The sequence below is a fragment of the Roseomonas sp. BN140053 genome, assembly GCF_047690175.1.
Classification (GTDB): domain Bacteria; phylum Pseudomonadota; class Alphaproteobacteria; order Acetobacterales; family Acetobacteraceae; genus Roseomonas.
The window spans coordinates 25,178-45,349 of the sequence record NZ_JBLLEB010000017.1 but is presented as its reverse complement, the minus strand read 5'-3'; the positions used below and the strand labels follow the sequence as shown (position 1 = coordinate 45,349).

14 protein-coding genes are annotated in these 20,172 nt (G+C 70.7%); 8 read left to right on the top strand and 6 right to left on the bottom strand.

Going from position 1 to position 20,172, the window contains the following annotated elements:
- Positions 1-28: 28 nt before the first annotated feature.
- Positions 29-1,192, bottom strand: a complete 1,164-nt coding sequence (locus ACLIBK_RS15815; RefSeq protein WP_415388246.1) for a glycosyltransferase family 4 protein — start codon at positions 1,190-1,192, stop codon at positions 29-31.
- Positions 1,189-2,229 carry a GNAT family N-acetyltransferase gene (locus ACLIBK_RS15810; RefSeq protein ID WP_415388245.1) on the bottom strand — a complete coding sequence of 347 codons (1,041 nt, stop codon included), beginning with the start codon at positions 2,227-2,229 and terminating at the stop codon, positions 1,189-1,191. Before ACLIBK_RS15810 ends, ACLIBK_RS15815 begins: the two co-directional genes overlap by 4 nt.
- A 320-nt stretch (positions 2,230-2,549) precedes the next feature.
- Between ACLIBK_RS15810 and ACLIBK_RS15805 the strand changes: the two genes are divergently transcribed.
- From ACLIBK_RS15805 to ACLIBK_RS15795, 3 genes are all read left to right on the top strand, one after another.
- Positions 2,550-3,308 (top strand): metallophosphoesterase, encoded by a 759-nt coding sequence (locus tag ACLIBK_RS15805; protein ID WP_415388244.1) that lies wholly within the window; start codon positions 2,550-2,552, stop codon positions 3,306-3,308.
- A 64-nt stretch (positions 3,309-3,372) separates the two neighbouring features.
- Positions 3,373-4,629 carry a glycosyltransferase family 4 protein gene (locus ACLIBK_RS15800; protein ID WP_415388243.1) on the top strand — a complete coding sequence of 419 codons (1,257 nt, stop codon included), beginning with the start codon at positions 3,373-3,375 and terminating at the stop codon, positions 4,627-4,629.
- Positions 4,626-6,797: a hypothetical protein gene (locus ACLIBK_RS15795; protein ID WP_415388242.1), complete on the top strand. Its 2,172-nt coding sequence runs from the start codon at positions 4,626-4,628 to the stop codon at positions 6,795-6,797. Before ACLIBK_RS15800 ends, ACLIBK_RS15795 begins: the two co-directional genes overlap by 4 nt.
- A 197-nt stretch (positions 6,798-6,994) precedes the next feature.
- On the opposite strand, the gene ACLIBK_RS15790 is transcribed toward ACLIBK_RS15795, so the two are convergent.
- The 3 genes from ACLIBK_RS15790 to ACLIBK_RS15780 form a co-directional block, all read right to left on the bottom strand.
- Entirely contained in the window at positions 6,995-7,954 is a 960-nt protein-coding gene (locus tag ACLIBK_RS15790) for an NAD-dependent epimerase/dehydratase family protein (RefSeq protein ID WP_415388241.1), read from the bottom strand.
- A 356-nt stretch (positions 7,955-8,310) separates the two neighbouring features.
- Positions 8,311-9,039, bottom strand: a complete 729-nt coding sequence (locus ACLIBK_RS15785) for a PEP-CTERM sorting domain-containing protein (protein ID WP_415388240.1) — start codon at positions 9,037-9,039, stop codon at positions 8,311-8,313.
- Positions 9,040-9,483: 444 nt separating this feature from the next.
- Positions 9,484-13,212: a M10 family metallopeptidase C-terminal domain-containing protein gene (locus ACLIBK_RS15780; RefSeq protein WP_415388239.1), complete on the bottom strand. Its 3,729-nt coding sequence runs from the start codon at positions 13,210-13,212 to the stop codon at positions 9,484-9,486.
- 254 nt (positions 13,213-13,466) lie between these two features.
- On the opposite strand from ACLIBK_RS15780, the gene ACLIBK_RS15775 reads away from it, so the two are divergent.
- The 5 genes from ACLIBK_RS15775 to ACLIBK_RS15755 all read left to right on the top strand — a co-directional run bounded on the left by ACLIBK_RS15775 (position 13,467) and on the right by ACLIBK_RS15755 (position 18,769).
- Positions 13,467-14,180, top strand: coding sequence for a hypothetical protein (locus ACLIBK_RS15775; RefSeq protein WP_415388238.1), 714 nt, complete (start codon positions 13,467-13,469; stop codon positions 14,178-14,180).
- A 195-nt stretch (positions 14,181-14,375) separates the two neighbouring features.
- The gene (locus ACLIBK_RS15770; protein WP_415388237.1) at positions 14,376-14,984 is read left to right on the top strand and encodes a D-sedoheptulose 7-phosphate isomerase; all 609 of its coding nucleotides are present in this window, start codon (positions 14,376-14,378) and stop codon (positions 14,982-14,984) included.
- Positions 14,984-16,258, top strand: coding sequence for an HAD-IIIA family hydrolase (locus ACLIBK_RS15765; RefSeq protein ID WP_415388236.1), 1,275 nt, complete (start codon positions 14,984-14,986; stop codon positions 16,256-16,258). Before ACLIBK_RS15770 ends, ACLIBK_RS15765 begins: the two co-directional genes overlap by 1 nt.
- A 63-nt stretch (positions 16,259-16,321) precedes the next feature.
- Positions 16,322-17,341 carry a hypothetical protein gene (locus ACLIBK_RS15760; protein WP_415388235.1) on the top strand — a complete coding sequence of 340 codons (1,020 nt, stop codon included), beginning with the start codon at positions 16,322-16,324 and terminating at the stop codon, positions 17,339-17,341.
- A gap of 201 nt (positions 17,342-17,542) precedes the next feature.
- Complete coding sequence (locus ACLIBK_RS15755) at positions 17,543-18,769, top strand: GNAT family N-acetyltransferase (RefSeq protein ID WP_415388234.1); 1,227 nt, start codon at positions 17,543-17,545, stop codon at positions 18,767-18,769.
- Between the two features lie 89 nt (positions 18,770-18,858).
- On the opposite strand, the gene argE is transcribed toward ACLIBK_RS15755, so the two are convergent.
- A complete protein-coding gene (gene argE, locus ACLIBK_RS15750; protein WP_415388233.1) occupies positions 18,859-20,082 on the bottom strand; it encodes an acetylornithine deacetylase in 1,224 nt (407 codons plus the stop codon).
- Positions 20,083-20,172 lie beyond the last annotated feature (90 nt).

The following is a 20,172-nucleotide window of genomic DNA, read 5'->3' as shown; positions in this document are numbered from 1 at the left end:
CCGCGGCCAGCCTGCCGCCCTGCCCGCCTCATTCCGCGGCTCTCGCCGGGGAAGCAGCGCGGCGGGCGATCTCGGCCTCGAACAGCGCGATCACGCGGCGGGCGTTTCCGGCCCAAGTGAAGTCGCGGGACAGCACCGCGGCGCGCGCCGCGGTCCCCAGCTGCGCGCGCAGGGCCGGGTCCCCCGTCAGCCGCATCACGGCCCGCCACATCGCGCCCGGCGCGGCAGGATCGAAGAGCAGGGCGGTGCGGCCATCCTCCAGCACCTCGCGCAGGTTGGGCTGGTCGGGCGCCACGATGGGGCGGCCGGCCGCCATGTATTCGAAGACCTTGAGGGGCGAGGCATAGGGCACGGCGGCCGGCTGCAGGGCGATGTCGAAGCCGGCGAGGAGGCCGGGGATCGCGTCCCGCTCGGCCAGGCCGGTGAACCGCACCCGGTCGGCGATGCCCAGCTCGGCGGCCAGCCTTTCCAGCCCCGGCCGCGCCGGGCCCTCGCCCACCACCTGCAGCACCAGGCGCGGCGTGCCGTTCCAGGCGGCGATGGCGCGCACCACGGCATCCAGCCCATGCCAGTCGCGGACGAAGCCGACGAAGCCGAGCACGAGTTCGTCGCGGTCGGGCGGCGGGGCGGGCGCGGGGAAGTCGCCGAGGTCGATGCCGTTGGGCACCACGGCGATGCGGTCGCGCGAAACGCCGGCGGCGGCGACGTGGTCGGCCAGCACGGCGGTGACCGGCAGGACGCGGTCGGCGGCGCGCCACACGAAGTTTTCCGTGAACCGGGCCAGGCGCTGCAGGCGGAGTCGGCCGAAGCGCGCCCGCTCCTCGGACAGCGGGGCGTTCACCTCCACGAGGAAGGGCAGGCGGTGGCGCCGCGCCAACAGCGCGCCGGCGAGAAAGAAGAGGTTGTAGCGCTCATACACCACCTCGGGGCGGAACTCCGCGGCCGCGCGGGCGAGGCGGCGAAAGGACGGGCCGCTATAGGCCAGTTCCGCCAGCTCGGCCGCGGCGGCCGGCAGCCAGCGGCGCAGGAGCGCGACGGCGCGGCTCTCGCCGCCCAGCGACACGGTGCTGTAGGCGGGAGGGCCGACCACGCGGACCTCGTGTCCGGCCTCGCGCAGCGCGGCCACCATGGCTTCCAGGTGGATGCCCTGCCCGTCCCAGGACTGGATCCGGTGGCTGTAAAGGATCCTCAACCCGGCAGGCCTCCCTGCGCGGCCGGGGGGAACCGCCGTCGCCACGCGCGACGCGCCCGGCCCGCCGCGTGCCGCGCGACCGCGAGCAGCCCGGCCGGGTGCAGCGGGTCGGCGATCACCGCGCCGATGCGCTGGCGGCGCTGCCCCACCCAGAGTTGCTTGTAGGCATCGTCGCCCCGTCCGAAATCCAGTTCGCGCACCCCGTCCACGTCCAGCAGGTGTTGGATGGACAGCGCGGTCAGCACGGTGCCCGGCGAGGCCGCGCGCGCCGACTCGACATGCGACAGCTTGAGAAGGGTGGCGCGCCGTCCGCCCCGGTCGAGCAGCCAGTACTGCGCGGCCAGCGGCGCGCCGTCCGCGTCGCGCAGCACGCCCAGGCGCAGCACCCCCGCCGCCGCGGCCGCCCGCATCAGCGCGGGGTCGAAGCCGGGCGCGGGTTCCCGCGGCTTCCAGGAACGGCTGCGCACCGCCTCGTAGGCGGCAATCCCGGCTTCCAGCGCGGGGCCGGGCGCGCCCAGCAGCTCGAAGCCCGTACTGCGCGCCGCGCGGGCCAGCTTGCGGCCGATGGTGGCGCGCAGTGCCGGCGGACGGGCGGCGAGATAGGCGGCCCAGCCGGTGTTGTCCGGCAGCGCCTCGTGCCAGTTGCCGAAATGCGCGTGGCACAGCACGGCGAGGCCCGCGGCGCGCAGGCCGCCGAGAAAGGCGCGGGTCGTCGGTGCGTCGCCATCCAGCGCATCGAGCAGCACGGGCGGTTGGCGCCGCAGCAGGCGCGCGGCGTCCAGCCCGGCCGCGTGCAGTGCCGCCGCGTCGGTGCCCGGCGCCACGAGGGGCCGCCAGGAAAGCGTATAGGGGGTGCTCAGCGCCCGCAGCCGGCCCCGAACCCGCAGCAGCGGCAGCACGGCCGCGCCGGCTTCGGCCAGCAGCGGTTCCGCGCCGGGCGGCATGGCCTGCGCGAGGGTGGTATCGTACCAGAGACGGCTGGCCAGGACGTCGCCCTCCAGCGGCGGCTCCAGCAGCGGGTCGCACCAGCCGGGCAAGGCCGGGCCGGACAGGGGATGGAAGCGTGCGGCACCGGGTCGCGGGCGGCGGTGCCCTGCGACGGGTTTCGGTCCCGCCGCATCGGGCGCGACGCCGGGGGCACGGCCGGCAGGGACGGGAAACACGAGCATGGCGACCTGGATGAAACCCGTTTGATGAAGTTGTGGGCTCTCAACGACCACGTTAAGCAAGGCGCGGGCGCTTCCGTCAATCTCGGACGCCGCGGGTCGCCGCGGGCGGATCGGCCGATGGCACGGCCGGTGCGCGGGCAGGTTGTGCTGCCCGGCACAGGCGGGATGGCGGACGCTTCGTGGCACCGATGAGCTCCACCCGCGGGGCGGGCCCGAGCCGCACGGTTGTGGACTGCACGCGCCGCGATCCTGTCGCCTTCGAGCAGGTCTACGCGGTGGGCGACGTGCATGGGCGGCTCGACCTGCTGGCCGCGCTGGAGGGGCGCATCCTGGCCGATGCGCGCCGCCGCCGCCTGTTGCGCTGGGCGGTCTGCTACCTGGGGGATTATGTGGACCGCGGGCCGGATTCCCGCGGCGTCCTCGACCGGCTCTGCCGCAACCCCCTCGGGCTGCCCGCGCAGGTGTTCCTGGCCGGCAACCACGAGGATTCGATGCAGGCCTTTCTCGACGGGCAGACGGACGGCATCTCCTGGATGCAGTTCGGGGGGATCGCGACCCTGGCGAGCTACGGCCTTGCCTTTCCCGATACGGCCTGCCCGGACACCGCGACGCTGCGCAACCGCCTGCGCGCGCGGATGCCGCCGCGGCATCGCGCTTTTCTCTCGTCGCTGCGGGCCTGTTTCCGCTGGAACGGCTTCCTGCTGGTGCATGCGGGGGTGATGCCGGACCGGCCGCTCAAGGCCCAGCGGCGGCGGGACCTGACCACCATCCGGGAACCGTTCCTGTCGGCGCCGCCCGGCGGCGTGCTGGTGGTGCATGGGCACACGGTGCAGGCCGAACCCGTGCTGCGCCCCGGCCGCCTGGGGATCGACACCGGCGCCTATCTTTCCGGCCGGCTGACCGCCGCCCTGCTGGGTGCCGGGGAGATCGCGTTCCTGTCGACCTGACGGCCTGCCCCGGGCGCGCGGGTGCCGGTTCTGCCTGTTCGATCCGGCACGCCAATGATATGGCATGCCCATGGGATACGGCGATCCAGGAGCCGGGCTGGCACTGTCGGCGGCGCTGCCAGCCCGGCCGGGCAGTGCGCCCGTCCGCCTCCTCACCTTCAGCACGCTGTTTCCCAATGCCGCGCAGCCCAACCACGGCATCTTCGTGGAGAACCGGCTGCGCCACTTGGTGGCAAGCGGCGAGGCGGAAAGCACCGTGCTGGCGCCGGTTCCCTGGTTTCCCATCGCCTCCCCCCGCTTCGGGGCCTGGGCGCGCTTCGCCCGGGTTCCGGCGCGGGAGGTGCGGCACGGGCTGGAGGTGCTGCACCCGCGCTTCGCGACGCTGCCCCGGCTGGGGATGCTGCTGAACCCGCTGTCGCTCTATGCCGCCGCGCGCGTGGCCCTCGCCGGGCTGCTGCGGCAGGGCTTCACCTTCGACGCCATCGACGCCCACTACCTTTACCCCGACGGCGTGGCGGCGGTCTGGCTGGGGCGGCATTTCGGCCTGCCGGTGGTGCTGACGGCGCGCGGCTCCGACACCAGCCTCCTGCCCCGCTACGCCGTGCCGGGCCGGCTGATCCGGCAGGCCGTCGCCGGGGCCGACGCGCTGATCGCCGTCAGCGCCGGGCTGAAGGAGGGCCTCGTCGCCCTGGGCGCGCCGCCGGGCAAGGTGACCGTGCTGCGCAACGGCGTGGACCTGGAGACCTTCCGCCCGGCGGCCGACCGCGCCGCGGCCCGGGCGGCGCTCGGCCTGTCGGGACCGACCCTGCTCTCGGTCGGGCTGCTGATCGAGCGCAAGGGGCATCACCTCGTAGTCGAGGCGCTGCGCGACCTGCCCGGCCATACCCTGCTGATCGCGGGGGAAGGGCCGGAGCGCGCGTCGCTGGAAGCGCTCGCGCGGCGGCACGGGGTGGCGGAGCGGGTGCGCCTGCTCGGCGCCAGGCCGCATCACGCGCTGCCGGCGCTCTACGCCGCCGCCGATGCCCTGGTGCTCGCGTCCAGCCGCGAAGGCTGGGCCAACGTGCTGCTGGAGGCCATGGCCTGCGGCACGCCGGTGGTGGCGAGTCCGGCCTGGGGATCGCGCGAGGCGGTGACGCGGCCGGAGGCCGGGCTGGTGCTGGACGCAACCACGCCCGCCGCCATCGCGCAGGGTGTGCGCGAACTGCTGGCCGCGCCGCCCGACCGCGCCGCGACGCGCCGCTACGCCGAAGCCTTCGGCTGGGACGACACCACGGCCGGGCAGCTGGCCCTGTTCCGGCGGGTCCTGGGAGAAGCACGATGAGCGACCCGAACAGGCCGTGGCGGCGCCGGGAGTTGGGCGCCCTGGCCGCCGGCACGCTGGCCGCCGGGGCCCTGCCGCGCCGCGCCGTCGCGCAGCCGCGCGGCGCGGAACCCTCCGGCGCGGTGCTGCCGGTGCCGGTGCCCTGCGCCACCGGGCGGGGCGACGTGGTCGGCCTGGTGCTGGAAGGCAGCGGCGCGCCGGCGGGCACCGTGGTGGTGTTCGGCCAGGCCTTTCTTCCCGGGGCCCTGCCGCGAAACGCGCAGCTCGCGGCGCGGCAGGCGGGTGGGCAGGCGCTTCGGGCGCAGCTCGACGTGAAGACCCGCCACCCCGACGGGTCGGCGCGCTTCGGCGTGGTCAGCCTTGCCGCCCCGGCGCTGCGGCCGGGCGAGCGGCGCGGCGTGGTGCTGGCCGTGCGGGCCGGCGATGCGGAAGCGCCCCTCGACCTCGCCGCGGCCTTGGCGGGGCGGCGGGCGGTGCTGGACATCCTGCCCGCGGGGGGCGCGCCGTGGCAGGCGGACCTCTTCGCCCTGTTGCGCGACGCCCTGGCGCGGCGAACGGCCTCGCCCTGGCAGTCCGGGCCGCTGGCCGCCCAGGCCCGCTTCGCCCTGCCGGTGCCGCCCGCCGCGGTGGGCGGCGCCACCTCCGCCCGGCTGGTGGCCGACATCGCGGCGCGGGCCGACGGCACGGTCTGGGTGGATTGCTGGATCCGCAACGACATCGTCATGCGTCCCGGCGGCGGGCCGGCCGCCTATGGCCTGCGCCTGCAGCTGGACGGGCGGGACGCGCTGCGGGCCGAGGCGGTGAACCACGAGCAGTATGCCGGCTGGGGTCGGCTGCTCGGCGCCGCGCCCGGCGGCCGGCCGGCGCCCACGCCGCCGCTGGTCCGGGCGGATGTTGCCGCGCTGGGGGCGACCGGCGCCGTCGCGCATTACGATCTCTCGGTCGGGGTGGATGAGCGGCTGCTGGCGCGGCTGGCCCAGGCCGTGGCGGCCCCGGCCTGGGCCGTGCCGCTGGGCGCCCGCGAGCTGGTGCAATACATGCCCACCAGCGGCGGCCGGGCGGATATCGGGCCGACCACCCAGGCCCAGGCCATCTGGCTGCTGACCGGCGACCCGCGCGCCGCGGCCTACTGCCTCGGCCAGGCCGAGGCGTCCGGCGCGATCCCCTGGCATTTCTGGGACCCGGGCGGGGGAGCGGATAACGGGGGCGGCTGGATGGACACGCGACACTGGCCGCGCTTCATGGTCAGCGACCGCAACGGGCCGCCGCCGCGCTCCATGCTGCAGCAGCCGTCCCGCCAGACCTGGTCCCCCGACCTGCCGCACCAGCCGGACCTTTGCTACGTCCCCTTTCTGCTGACCGGGCGGCGCGCCTTTCTGGACGGGCTGCAGGCCCAGTCCGTGGCGCAGGTGCTGAGCGGCTGGGCCGCCATGCGGACCGCGAGCGACGTGGTGATCGTTCAGCGCACCCAGATCCGCGGTGCCGCCTGGGGGTTGCGGCAGGTGGACGAAGCCGCCTGGATGAGTCCCGACGACGACCCGAACACCGACTACCTGCGCCACGTGGCGCGGGAAAACTGGCGCTGGCTGGTGGCGCAGATCCCGGCCCTCACGGCCATGCAGGGCGAGGCGCATGGCTGGCTGGATCCGGGCTCCTACGACCGCTACGGGGGCGGCGTCGCGTCCTGGCAGCAGGACTACCTGGCCACAACCGTGATCGCCTCGGCCAGCCGGGGAAACGAGGACGCCGTCACCTTCCTGAACTGGCAGGCCAACTACCTCGTCGGCCGCTTCCTGAACGACGCGCGCGGCTTCAACTACCGTGACGGCGTGGCCTACAACATGATCGTCATCGACCCGCCGACGAAGCGCTACCTCGCGACCTGGGCCGAGATCGGACGGGCCATGGTCGATCGCGGCCTGTCCAACGGCGATGGCTGGTCCAAGGGCACGGCCGGGGCGGCGATGGCGACGCTGGCCGGCATCGTGTCGCTGGGTGGCCCGGCGGCAGCGGCGGCGCGGCGGGCCTATGACCGGCTGGTGTCCACGGGCGGCCCGAGCGTGCAGGTCGAGGCGCTGCAGCGCAACCCGATCTACGTCGTCGCGCCGCGCGGCCTGCCCAGGGTTCCCGCCCGGGCACCCCGTTGCGCGGCCATCGCGCCCGGCTGAGATACGCCCTCTTTCCGGCAGGGCCGTGGTGCCGCCGAGGGCCGAGGAACCCTGCGGGGTGGACGTTGTTCACCCCGGACGGCAATCCGCGGTGCCACCTTCCGGCCGCCCATCTGCGGCAGCCCCGGCCGAGGGTCCGGGGCCGTCCCCGATGGTTTGGGAGAGGCGGCGTCTTTCCCCTGGGGCAGGCCGGCCGATCAGACGGAGGGCTCGCCGGCAGGAACGGCGAGGCCCGGGCTGCCGGCCTTCAGCCAGGCCACCACCTCCGCCAGCCCGTCCCGCAGCGATGTCGGTGTCGCCAGGCCGAGCGCTTCGCGCGCGCGATCCGGGGCGCCGAGGGAATGCCGGATTTCACCCGCGCGGGGCGGGCGGTGGTTCAGGGTGAGCGGCGTGCCGCACAGCGCCGCCACGGTGGCCGCCAGGGCCCGCACCGAAGTCGGCTGGCCCGTGCACAGGTTGAGCACCGGCGCGGCGGTGGAAGCGGCCGGCATCGCCGCCAGCAGCGCCGCCACCACGTCGCCCACGTAGACGAAGTCGCGGGTCTGCTCGCCGTCGCCGAAAACCTCCACCGCGTTTCCGCGGACCAGCCGGTCGCAGAAAATCGAGATGACGCCGGAATAGGGGGAGCGCGGGTCCTGCCGCGGCCCGAAGACGTTGAAGAAGCGCAGGCCCAGCGTCGGGATGCCGTGAACCGCGCCGGCAACCCGCGCATGCTGCTCGCAGCCGAGCTTGTCGGCTCCGTAGGCCGAAAGGGGACGGGTCGGCGCGTCCTCGGGGATCGGGAGGACCGGCCCATCCCCGTAAACGGCGGCCGAGGAGGCGTAGACCACCGGGACCCGATGCGCCCGGGCCGCATCCAGGATGGCGACCGTGCCCGAAAGATTGACGCGGTGCGTCCCCGGCCAGTCCTGCACGCCACGCTCCACGGAGGCGATGGCCGCGAGGTGGAAGCAGCCGTCGACGCCGTCCATGGCCGCGCGCGCGTCGGCAGGGTCCGCGATGTCGCCCCGCAGCAGGGCCGCGCCGGGGGCGAGGTTGGCCCGGGAGCCGGTGGAAAGGTCGTCAAGGACGCGGACCGAGTGGCCCCGCGCGATCAGGGCAGCCGAGAGGTGCGAGCCGATGAAGCCGCAGCCGCCGGTCACGCAGAATCTGGCCACCCGATCGCCCTCAGCTACTAACGAAGGACGCAAATATCACGGAATGATAGAGGAGCGATATGATCCAGCCCGCCCGGCATGCGTCCGCTGGACGGAAGCCGGGAGCACCATGCGGGCGTCCTTTCACGGCGGGCGTGACGCATCCTGTCAGCAACAGGACGGCTGGGTCCGCCGGTCAGACCGGCAGGTTGCTCAGCCTCGCGAGACCGTAGTGCCGGTCGGGGGGCTAGCCTCGACCGCCCTCTCGTCGGTTCTCACCCCGGCGAGGCTGCCGAATTCGGCGGATGGCGGAGATGCAACGAGAAGGGCGGCCCGCAGAGCCGCCCTTCCCTTCGCACCGCTTCTGGCGAGAAGGATCAGGAGGCGCGCGGCAGCCCATCCGTCCCGCGGCGGCGGCGGGAGAGCAGGCCGAGGCCGAGGAGCCCTGTACCGAGCAGGCCGAGCGTGGCCGGCTCGGGCACGGGTACGGCCGTGTTGTCGAAGTCGGCATTCGTGACCCGCGCGGTGATCGCTCCGGTCGTGGAGTTGATGGCCGCGTTGCCGGCGGAGATCTCGGAGTTCGCGAAGGTGAAGTCGGGCGAACTGATGCCGAAGAACGCGAGCAGCGACGCGTTCTTCGTGTCGATTCCCACGCCGCTGAAGCTGACCGTCTGATTCGTCCCCGTGCCGCTCCTGATAAGGCCCGAGTTTTCGGAGAAGGTGCCAGTGACCAGGGAACCGCTGGCGATGAGCGTTCCGCCGTTGAAGACCGAGCCGGTGATGCTGATGTTGCCGCCGGCACCGAAGACGTAGAGCCCGCCCTCCAGGGTGCTGCCGCCCGTGGTGAAGTTGAGCTTGCAGCCCACGCAGGAGAGGGTGACGTTCGAGTTGAGCGCGGTGTCCGTGCCGGTGATCGTGAAGAAGTCGATGCCGGTACCCGAGAGTGCAGTGCCGAGAACGCCGCTGTAGGCGAGGCTCCCGGTCTGCAGGGCGGCATTGGGACCGTCGTCGAAGGACAGCGTGGGCACCGCGCTCGCGGGTGCAGCCAGCCCGATCATCGTGAGGCCAGCGACTACCAGCCCTAGGTAATGAGAACGCAGACTCATATCCACCTCCTGATCCGTGTCCCGCCGGGTCGCTTCACGGAGTTCCGTGGCTGGCCTCGACAGGTGCAGGAACTGGTAATTAGCGAATATCATGCCAGAAAATATATTTATAAAAAACAATGATCTATACGGATCTTATTGGCCTACACCGGTTAGGTGTAAAATAGACCGACACGTGATGCTCCGCTTGAGCAGGAGGGGCATAGACGCTGGATTGCCTCTCCCGGCCAAGCGTCGCGACGCTCCGGTGAGCCGCCGATGGTCACCCTGTTGATGCCGGTTCCAGCCTGCCAGCCCCGACCGGAAGATCGTGGCCGCCCCGTCCCCGGCGTCAGAGGCCGGCCCCGGCTGTGCCTATCGGTTCCGATTGGACCGATCATGAGAAAAGGGCCGGCAGCGCGTGCTGCCGGCCCTTTCTCTGTCACCCGCCCTCAGGGCAGTGTTTCAACTCCACAGGAAGTCGCTGGCCGTCATCCTGGACGCGGAAAGCCCGTCCACGACCATCGTCATGTCCGCCGCCCCATCGCCGTTCACGTCGATCTGCAGCCGGTCGCTACGGGCGTCGACGAAACGGGCCTCCGAGTTGTGGCTGCCGGTGAAGGCGGCGGACCCACGATAGGAGAACTGCCCGGTCAGCAGGCCCGAGAACTCGAGTTGGTCGACGCCGTGCTGGAAGTCCTGGATGCTGTCCCAGAGGCTCGGCGCAGCGGCCGCGCTGTCGGAGATTGCCGTGTAGCGGAAGTGATCGGCGCCCGCCCCGCCGGTCAGCAGGTCCTTCTCCGCACCGCCGAGAAGGGTGTCGTCGCCGCTTCCCCCCACCAGGATATCGGCCCCTCCCCCGCCACTGATAAAGGATGCCGCCGATCCGGTGACAGTGATCCGGTCGGCACCCGAGCCGCCGAGGATGGTCTCGGTGTTGGTCACCGTCAGCATGTTCCGGGTGTCGGCCAGGACCAGGCTGTCGCTGCCACCCCCGAGGTCGACCGTCACCCCCCAGACGCTGGCTCCCAGCGTCACCGCGTCGTCGCGACTGCCGCCGATGATCGTTTCGACGTTGCTGACCGTCAGGCTGTTCGCCCCTGCGGAGGACAGGATCAGCTTGTCGCTGCCGGCGCTGAGATCGACGAAACCGTTCTGGATGGCGCTTCCCAGGGTCAGAACATCGGCGCCGCCAGCGCTCTGGACCGACTCGACGTTCCAGACTGTCAGCGTGTTGCTGCCGTTCGCCAGCAGCAACCGGTCGTCCCCCGCGCCGAGGTCGATCGTCACGTCGTTCGCGAGGGTCGCCAGCGTTACCGTGTCGTTGCCGCTGCCGCCGATGATCGTCTCGACGTTGCTGACCTTCACGCTGTTGGCCCCGCCAGAGGCGAGAACCAGCTTGTCGTTCCCGGCGCCTAGGTCGATCGTCACGTCGTTCGCGAGGGTCGCTAGCGTCACCGTGTCGTTGCCGCTGCCGCCGATGATCGTCTCGACGTTGCTGACCTTGGCGCTGTTCGCCCCACCCGAGGCGAGAACCAGTTTGTCATTCCCGGCGCCGAGGTCGACCGCCACGTCGCTCGCCAGGGTCGCCAGCGTCACCGTGTCGTTGCCGCTGTCGCCGATAATCGTCTCGATGTTGCTGACCTTGAGGTTGTTCGCCCCGCCCGCAGCGAGAACCAGCCTGTCATCCCCGGCGCCGAGGTCGATCGTCGCGCCGTTCGCCAGGGCCGCCAGCGTCACCGCGTCGCTACCGCTGCCGCCGGTGATGGTTTCGACGTTGCTGACCCGAAGCACGTTGCTGCCGTTCGCCAGCAGCAACCGGTCGTTCCCCGCACCGAGGTCGACGGTCGCGCCGTTCGCCAGGGTCGCCAGCGTCACCGTGTCGCTGCCGCTGCCGCCAATGATCGTTTCAACGTTGCTGACCTCGACGCTGTTCACCCCGCCCGAGGCGAGAACCAGCCTGTCATCCCCCGCGCCGAGATCCACGCTGATGCCCTGCACCGGCTTGTCCAGCACTTTATTGTCGTTTCCGGCACTGCCGGGGGCCGCCCCCCCTGCGCCCGGATTCGGGCTGTCGGGCTTCTGCGGCGTGGCCGGGGGCTGGGTGGGCGGGGTGAGCACCGGCGGGACGGGTACGGGCACTGGCGGAACGGGCGTCGACGGAACAGGCACGGGTGCCGGCGTCGGCGCCTTGCCGGCGGGGTAGAGACCGGGCAGGGCGACGGCGAAGTTGGGGAGCCGCGCGAGTTCGGCTGCGTTGTAGTCCGGCGCGTTCAGGGCGACCACGGCCTTGTACGCCGCGAGGGCCCGCTCCGAGCCGGTGAGCTGGTAGATGCCGGCCAGCGTTGCCAAGGCTCCGCCCGGGCCGCCCTTGGACCAGCCCTCGTTGTTGGACTGGTCACGCTCGTCCATGGCCCGGCCGATCTCGGCCCAGGTCTGGTAATGCTTGCCGGTGGTGCGGTCGACGACGGCCAGGGTGTAGGCCGCACCGTCGCGGATGTCGAAGCCGTCCGCATCGTGCTCGAAGCGACCGATCAGGAAGTTCGACATCCAGTTCAGCACGGTGAGCGCGTCGGCGCTGCCGCGGCCGGCGGCGAAGATCACGGTGGAGGCGAAGTAGTCCTGCTGCCAGATCGCGACGCCGCCCCCGTAATTGTCGTAGTTGCCCGGATCAATCCAGCCATAGGCCTCGCCTTGCCGCGCGGTCAGGGTCGGGATCTGATCGACCAGGAACTTCCAGTTGGCGTCGGCGGCAGCCGTGAAATAGGCCTTCTCGGCGCTGCCATCCGGGGCGGCCCAGGCCGCGTTCTCGAGCTCCCGCAAGCCCCAGGAAGCGGAGCGCACCTGCGGGCGGTCCACCAGGATATCCTTGTCATCCTGGCGCGGCACGTTCCAGCCGGATGCGATATTCCACGCCGCCTGCGCCCCGAGATTGTCCAGCATCCACCGCTCGCCGGTGAGGATGTAGGGCACATAGGACAGTTCCGGCTGGTGCGCGACATCGGGCACCCAGCCCGTCCAGTTGGCGTCCACGTTCTGCGTCAGCCCGGCCGACATGGCGTCGCCGGGCTTGCCCATGCCGGTGCGGCCGCTGGTGGAAATCTTCGGGTAGTTGTCGGTGCTGACCCAGGTGTCGTGCGCGGCGTCCCAAAAATTCCAGGGGATGGTGGAGGCCGTTTCGGCCTGGCTCAGCGCGTAGGCGGCGGCACGGGGGTCCTGGGAAATCAGCCAGACCGTGTTGGCCGCGGACACGATGCCGATATCCGGCCGCCCGCCGGTTGTCGGCATGTACTGGGCCACGTCATTCACGGCGAAGGGATCGTTCCACCCCGCGCCGGCCATCTGCTTCTCGTAGCGCTGCAGCGTGCTTTCCGGGATTTTCAGCGTCAGGTCGTAGTCGGCGACGGCGTTGGCCGCTTCCAGCCGCGCAATGTCCTGCCGGATGTTCAGCCAGCCCGAATCGGCACTGCCGAGGCCCTGGCCACCGTCATGGTCGCCCGAGGAGAATTCCTGATGCCAGTTCTGGTACTGCGCCTGGGTGACGGCCTGCTGCAGCACCTTCTGGCCGTCCATGGTAACGCTGATGTCGTAGACGGCCTTGCCGCCAACCGCTTCCATCGCCCGGTCATTGTTGAACTGCGCGTCGACCTTGAACTCGCCGCCTTTGAAGGCGGTGACGTCGAAGACCAGGCGCTGCGAGGTTCCCGCGATGGGAACTTCGACGCGCGCCTGCACGCTGAGGCTGCCGTTCTGCCAGAAGGAGGCCGTTCCGTCCGCCACCGCGTCCTTCAAGGCCGCGAGCACGTCGACATGCTCGCGGCCCTTGCCGGAGATGTTGAGGTCGACAACGAAGGAATGGCCGTGCAGAACAGCGTCCAGGTCCACCGCCGGGCCGCTGGCTGGTGCCGCGGCGCGCGACAGCACGACATCGACCTGGGTGCCGGCCGCAAGAGTGGGACGCTCCATCGACAACACGGCCATCTTCACCGAGCCATCCGGCCAGGTGGTCTTCACATCCATCTGGACAGGCACGCTGACGCCGCCGATCCGGGCTACAAGGCCCGAGTTGGCCGGCAGCTCCCCCTGAACAAAAACCTGACCCAAGGTGGTGACACCGCCCGCAAGGGAAGCCTGCCCGGCATTCTGCAGGACGAGCTTTGCCAGCTCACTGGGGCTTGAAGATGCATTCGCCATGAGGGTTACCTACCTATGATTGCATAACAGAAAGTTACGGCTGCTGGTGAGGGTTGATATCTCGCGCTTTACGCGGACTATACAACTTTTACGTGTAGTTCAACGTTGCGTGATGGACTATCCGCTTTCAGTACGTGTCCGATTGGTGGACAGCCTTGAATCCTTCTCCGCCCAGCCGAACGGCCTTCCCAAGGCGCTTCGGGCAAGTGTGCAGCTTCGCTTCAGGCTGAGGGTGGATCGCTGCGGTTGCTGTAGTGCGCGGCATCGTCGTCGATGCTGCACTGGCCAAGGGCGTCGGCGGCGGTACTCCAGTGGGGATCGATGATGCGCTGGGCAGTGGAGCGCAACAGCGCCTTCCGTTCGAAGCAGGCAAGCTCGACCAGGTTGTTGTTCAGGTCACAGGGCGGAAGTTGGAAAAAGCTCACGGTGTGAGCCTCGACCATCTTTCAGATGCTGGGAGCTTCGTAGGCAATGCGGTCGTCCATGATCGATACATCACTGAGGTGAAGGCCGGCGTGTGGATTCACCCGACACACGCGAGAAAGATCTCGACGCTGGTCGCATCGTCTACAACGACACGCACGACGAGCCTACCCCTTCACAGCGCGCCGACAAAGGCGGCCGATCTGTTGCAGCCTGTTTTTCGACGTCGCACCGATCACGCTGCTGCTGCAAGCCTCGGGCGCACCGGCTGTCAATACTTGCATCCTGCCCGCCACAGATTCACCGAGTTCATGAGGGCACCGGGATGCGCGACGTCCACGGCTACGCGCGTGAAAGAGCGCATGCGGCATGTTCTGGTCGGCACACCAGGCCTGCCAGTCGCGAGCCGGGCTGAGCCCACCGACACGCCGGACCAGCGCACGGGCAAGCACCAGCAAGGGCCAAGAATATCGAGTCCACATCTCGGAAAGATACATCTGCAGCGCCGTCAGCCGTTTTATACGGAACCGCATCCCATTGAATGAGCCTCCTGCGCATCTGTTCAGCCCCGCTGTTCGATGCACGCTGCGGAAGGCGAGACGAAGAGAGCCGAAGATCGCTCAGAACAGTCTTGGCGGCCGTCTTTGCCGCTTTCTCGCCCACAACAACGCTCTCGCCACCACGTCCCAAGTTTTGTTATAGTAACAATATCGGAGACACCTCACCCGGACGCCTCGGCCATGACCCCGAATGAGATCAGCTATGTTGCCAGCTACCTGTCCGCCTCTGTTGCCGCCATGACGGATTTCGCCGGGGACCCGGCAGCGCAAGGAGTTCTCCTCGACATGGCAGGGCAGGTCGAGCAGAGCCTGCGCGCCGGCAACAAATTGCTGATCGCGGGCAATGGGGGTTCCGCCGCCGATGCGCAGCACATTGCTGCCGAGTTCACGTCCCGCCTGATGTACGACCGCGCCCCACTGGCGGCCCTGGCGCTGACCACGGACAGTTCCGCCCTGACGGCCATCGGCAACGACTACGGCTTCGAACTGGTGTTCGACCGGCAACTGCGCGGCCTCGGGCGGGCGGGGGATGTATTCCTGGCCATCACCACCTCGGGCCGGTCCCCCAACATCCTGCGGGCCCTGAAAACCGCGCGCGAAACCGGCATCAGGACGCTGGGCTTCACCGGCCGACGCGGCGGGGAAGGTGTCATGGGCGAGTTGTGCGATCACCTGTTCTGCGCTCCTTCCGAAGAGACCGCCATTATCCAGCAGGTCCACATCACGGCGGCCCACATTCTCTGCGCCCTGGTGGAACGCGCCGTCCATCCGCGGGCCGCGGTGGCCTGATGCCTGCGCCGGCGACGATCCGGCAGGCCGCCATCCTGATCGGCGGCATGGGCACTCGTCTCGGCGCCCTGGCGGCCGACACGCCCAAGCCGCTGCTGCCCTGCGGCGACCGTCCCTTCCTGGCCTGGCTCATGCGGGAGCTCAGCCGCTTCGGGGTGCGGGACTTCGTGCTGCTGGCCGGCCACCTGCCCGCGCGGGTGGCGGAACTCCTGCCCGGCTTGGTCGCCACCCTGCCGATCGAGGCGCAGGTGTCGGTGTCGCTGGAACCCTTCCCGGCCGGCACCGGCGGGGCCGTGCTGCACGCGCGGCAACACCTGGACGAGCAGTTCCTGCTCTGCAACGGCGACTCGTTCCTGGACGGCAACCTCGCCCGGCTGCTGTCCGGCGCCGCCGCGGCACCGCCGGAAGCCGTGGCGCAGGTCGCGCTCCGGGCCGTGCCGGACACGTCGCGCTACGGCGTGGTGCGCGAGGCCGGCGGGCGGATCACCGAATTCCGGCCCCGGCCGCCGCAGGACTCCCCTGCCGCCCCGGGCCTGATCAACGCCGGCCTCTACGTCGTACGGCGCGACCCGTTGATGGAGCGCCTGGAACCGGTCTGCTCGCTGGAGGCCGATGTGCTTCCGCGCCTGGCCGCGGAAGGCCGTCTCGGCGGCAGCGTGCTCGACGGCTATTTCATCGATATCGGCGTGCCGGAGGACCTCGCCCGGGCCCGCGCCGAACTGCCTGGCCGGCTCCGGCGCCCTGCCCTGTTCCTGGACCGCGACGGCGTGCTGAACCACGACCACGGCTGGGTCGGCACGCGGGAGCGCTTCCGGTGGACCGATGGCGCGTTGGAGGCCCTGCGGCTCGCGACGGAGGCCGGCTGGCACGCGATGGTGGTGACCAACCAGTCCGGCGTGGCCCGCGGCTTCTACGACGAGGCTGCCGTGCGCGGCCTGCTCGACTGGATGGCCAGCGAGGTGCGTGCCCGTGGCGGAACGCTGGATGACGCCCGCTACTGCCCGCACCACCCGGAGGCGCCACTCGCGGCCTATCGCCGCGTTTGCGGCTGCCGCAAGCCGGCAGCAGGGATGTTGCGCGACCTGATCGCCCGCTGGGAGCTGGAGCCGTCACGCTGCCTGATGATCGGCGACCAGCCGAACGACATGCTGGCCGCCGCTGCCGCGGGTGTTGCCGGGCATCTTCTGCAACCCGGAGTGAGGGTTGACGAGTTGGTACGAAGTCTGCTTGCAATCGAAACGAACTCGCCGCGTGAGCCACGGGCGCTGCAGTAGCGCACGGGGAAAAAGGGACAAGGGTCTCGGATGAGCGGAAACGTGGAAAGGGGAGCAGGCGGCGTGCGCGCCCGGGTCCCCCTGCGGCTGGGGCTCGCGGGCGGCGGCACGGACCTGTCGCCGTACTGCGACGAGTTCGGCGGCGCCGTGCTCAACGTCACCATCGACCGCTACGCCTACGCTTTCATCGAACCCTCGGCGGAACCGTGCGTCCGTTTCTGCGCCCCCGACATCGGGCAGGAGGAAGTTTTCGCCCCCGATCTGGAGGAGATCGCTGCGTCACGGCTGCTGCTGCATGCGGGCGTTGCCCGGCGCTTCACGCGGCAGTTCTGCAACGGCAAGGTGCCCACCGTTTGCATCACCTCCTTCGTGGATGCGCCGCCCGGCTCCGGCCTCGGCTCTTCCTCCGCGCTGGTCGTGGCATTGGTGGAAGCGTTCCGGAACTATCTCGGCGTGCCGCTCGGCCCCTACGACGTCGCCCATGTGGCTTTCGAGGTGGAACGGCTGGAGCTGGGGCTGGCGGGCGGCAAGCAGGACCAGTATGCGGCCTCCTTCGGGGGGATGAACTTCATCGAGTTCCTGGGCAGCGACCGGGTGATCGTGAACCCGCTGCGGGTGCCGGCGTCGGTGTTGAACGAGTTGGAATTGTCGCTGGTCATCTGCTTCTCCGGCGTGTCCCGCTCCTCCGAGCAGATCATCGCGGAGCAGCAGCGCCGTCTCCATACCCCCGGCACCGATGCCGTCGCCGGCATGCATCAGCTCAAGGCCGATGCGCTGGACATGAAGGATGCCCTGCTGCGTGGCGAGATCCTGCGCCTCGCGAAGATCCTCAACCGCTCCTGGGAAGCCAAGAAGCGTACGGCATCGGGCATCAGCACCTCGGGCATCGAGGCGCTGCGCGACGTCGCGATGAACGCAGGCGCGCTGGGCGGCAAGGTGTCGGGCGCCGGCGGTGGCGGCTTCCTGATGTTCGTCGTGCCCCCGGCGCGGCGGGTGGCGGTGATCCAGGCGCTGCGTGACGCCGGCGGAACGGCGACGGGCGTGCATTTCACGAATGACGGGGCCGCGTCCTGGCGGACATGACGGGACTGGTTTCGCCACTGCGGCGGCGAGTGGCGGTGATCGTGCCTCCGGGATGATCTCGAACAGTGCCTCCCCAGTGCCGGGCAGCGGTGCCACCCCGTGGCGGGCAAGGCGGCACCCGGCCTGGACGCGGCGCCATGGTGGGTCATTCGCGCACGCATCGCGCCACGTCCTGGCGGATAGCGGAATCCCGGTGCCTTTGTGGGTGTTTCAGCGGCCACGGCGCTGCCCGCCCTTCGTTGCCGGCTGATCGAAGCTGAAGCGTTGACCGCAGCGGATATCGCCGGGGTCGAGACGGATATCGTTCCCGTCCGCTGCTTCGCAGCACTCGCAGAAGCGTGGCGCGCTCTCGAGGAGGACGCCGCCCCTTCCTTCTTCCAGTCCTGGACCTGGGTCGGCTGCCTGGCCGAGGAACGCTACCCGGACCCCGTGCTCCTGCGCGCCACGGCCGGGGAACGCCTGGTCGGCCTCGCCCTGTTCAACCGGCGGCGCGGCCGCCTTTCCCTTGCCGAGAACGGGCATCCCGGACTCGACACCCCTTTTATCGAGCATAATGGGCCTTTGGTGGCCGGCCATCCGTCGGTGGTGCGTCGGAGCCTGCTGCGTGCCGCCTGGCAGGTGCGGGGAATGCGGCGCCTGCGGCTGAGCGGCGTCCCGGCCGAAGTGCTGCGGGCCGCCGGCGGCATGCCGCTCCGGTTGCAGCAACGGCCGGTGCCGGTCGTGGATCTCGACGCCGTGCGCGCGGCCGGTGGCGATTATCTCGGAACCCTCAGCGCCAATACGCGCCAGCAGATCCGTCGATCCAATCGCTTCTACGCGGCACGGGGACCGATCACCGTCGCACGCGCTGCGACGGCCGCCGAGGCGACGGACTGGCTGGGCGCGCTGATGGATCTGCACGGCGCGAAATGGCAGCGCCGTGGGCTCGCCGGGGCTTTTGCCGCTCCTTTCCCGCATCGCTTCCACCATGCCCTCGTTCTTCGTGCCCAGGCGCGGGAGGAACTCGACCTGCTGCGGGTCCGGGCAGGGGAGGAGGTAGTCGGATATCTTTACAACTTCAGGCACCGCGGGCGGGTCTACGCCTACCAGAGCGGGCTGGCCCCGGTGGCAGCCGGATCGCCGGCCAAGCCCGGACTGACCAGCCACGCCCTGGCAATCGCGCGAGCCCTGGCTGGCGGGGAGCGCGTCTACGATTTTCTCGCCGGCGACCAGCGCTACAAGCGAAGCCTTGCCAATGGCAGCGAGGCATTGTGGTGGGCGGAGCTGGTGCCGAACTGGTCGATGCTCGGCCTTGCCGCCCGGTTGCGGGGCAGCGCGGCCTACCTGGGCAGTGCGGATCATTCCGCCTTTCCCGCCGCAGGCACTCACCGCGGGGCCGGGGAGGCCGGGCCTCCCCAGTTCGGCACAAAGGCTGCGCCTTTGCCCTGATGCCCAGGGGGCAGCGCCCCCTGGCCACGGCTCGAACCCTCCGGAACAACCGGCCTGCCAGCCGCGGACAGGCCCAACGCCGGCGCAGGTCAGGCGTCCAGGCGCTGCACCAGGGCGCCGACGAAGTCCTCGCTGGCGCGGAGCTCGCTCAGGGCCACGAACTCGTCGGCGCGGTGCGCCTGGGCGATGCTGCCCGGGCCGCAGACGATGGAGGGTACGCCGGCCTCCTGGAAGAAGGAGGCTTCGGTGCCGTAGGCGACCTTGTCCGCCCCCTCGGCGCCCAGGATCGCCAGCGCGTTGCCCAGCAGCGGGTCGGCCCCGTCGATGTTCAGGGCGGGGATGCTGCCGATGGGCGTGAACTCGATGCCGGTTTCGGGGTCCACGGCCTGCATGCGGGGCAGCAGTTCCTGTTCGACGACGTCGCGCAGCTCCTCGAAGGGGGCGTCGGGGTTGCTGCCGGGCAGGAAACGGTGCTCGAACATGAACTCGCACAGCGCGGGCACGATGTTGAGCCCGTTGCCGCCCTGGATCAGGTTGGTGGAGATGGTGCTGTGCGGCACGTCGAAGCCGGGGATGAAGGGGCCTTCCGCGCGCAGCCGGTCGCCGATGGCGGCGATGCGCGCGATCAGCCGGCTCGCATACTCGACCGCGTTCACCGCCTGCGGCGTCAGCGAGGAATGCGCTGCCCGCCCGCGTACCTTCACGCGGTAGAGCCGGCCGCCCTTGTGCGCGGAAACCACGCGCATCAGCGTGGGCTCGCCCACCAGGCAGCCGGAGGGACGGATGCCGGCGCGCGCCAGGTCGTCCAGCAGCACGGGGATGCCGAGGCAGCCGACCTCCTCGTCGTAGGAGAGCGCGACGTGCAGCGGCTTGCGCAGCCCGGCCGCCGCCAGGGCGGGGGCGCGGGCCATGGCCACCGCCACGAAGCCCTTCATGTCGCAGGCGCCGCGGCCGTAGAGGCGGCCATCGCGGATCTCGGCGCGGAAGGGGTCGCTGCTCCAGTCCTGCCCGTCCACCGGCACCACGTCGGTGTGGCCGGACAGCACGAGGCCGCCGGGCATGTCGGGATCGCCGAAGGTGGCGAAGAGGTTGGCCTTGGTGCCGTCGGCGTTCAGGCTGGTGCGGGTACGGGCGCCGGCGCCTTCGAGCAGGGCGCGGGCCCAGTCGATCACCTCGTGGTTGGAATGGCGGCTGACGCTGTTGAAGGCGATCAGCTCCGACAGGCGCGCCAGCGTGTCGGGGGTGGGCACGCCGGCGGCGCGCGCATCCGGCGCGACCGGGGCGGCACCGCCATCCGGGGTCGTGGTGGTCATGGACGGGTGGTTCCGTATCCGCAGGAAGGCCGCACTATGCTCCCGCCATGAGACAGCGGCCAGATCGCGGAGGGCGGAACGATCGGCCTG

Bases quoted from the DNA above. Each gene is read 5' to 3' on its own strand.
- ACLIBK_RS15770 (WP_415388237.1), top strand. From the start codon at position 14,376: ATGACCCCGAATGAGATCAGCTATGTTGCCAGCTACCTGTCCGCCTCT.
- ACLIBK_RS15785 (WP_415388240.1), bottom strand. From the start codon at position 9,039: ATGAGTCTGCGTTCTCATTACCTAGGGCTGGTAGTCGCTGGCCTCACG.
- ACLIBK_RS15805 (WP_415388244.1), top strand. From the start codon at position 2,550: ATGAGCTCCACCCGCGGGGCGGGCCCGAGCCGCACGGTTGTGGACTGC.
- argE (WP_415388233.1), bottom strand. From the start codon at position 20,082: ATGACCACCACGACCCCGGATGGCGGTGCCGCCCCGGTCGCGCCGGAT.
- ACLIBK_RS15765 (WP_415388236.1), top strand. From the start codon at position 14,984: ATGCCTGCGCCGGCGACGATCCGGCAGGCCGCCATCCTGATCGGCGGC.
- ACLIBK_RS15800 (WP_415388243.1), top strand. From the start codon at position 3,373: ATGCCCATGGGATACGGCGATCCAGGAGCCGGGCTGGCACTGTCGGCG.
- ACLIBK_RS15780 (WP_415388239.1), bottom strand. From the start codon at position 13,212: ATGGCGAATGCATCTTCAAGCCCCAGTGAGCTGGCAAAGCTCGTCCTG.
- ACLIBK_RS15795 (WP_415388242.1), top strand. From the start codon at position 4,626: ATGAGCGACCCGAACAGGCCGTGGCGGCGCCGGGAGTTGGGCGCCCTG.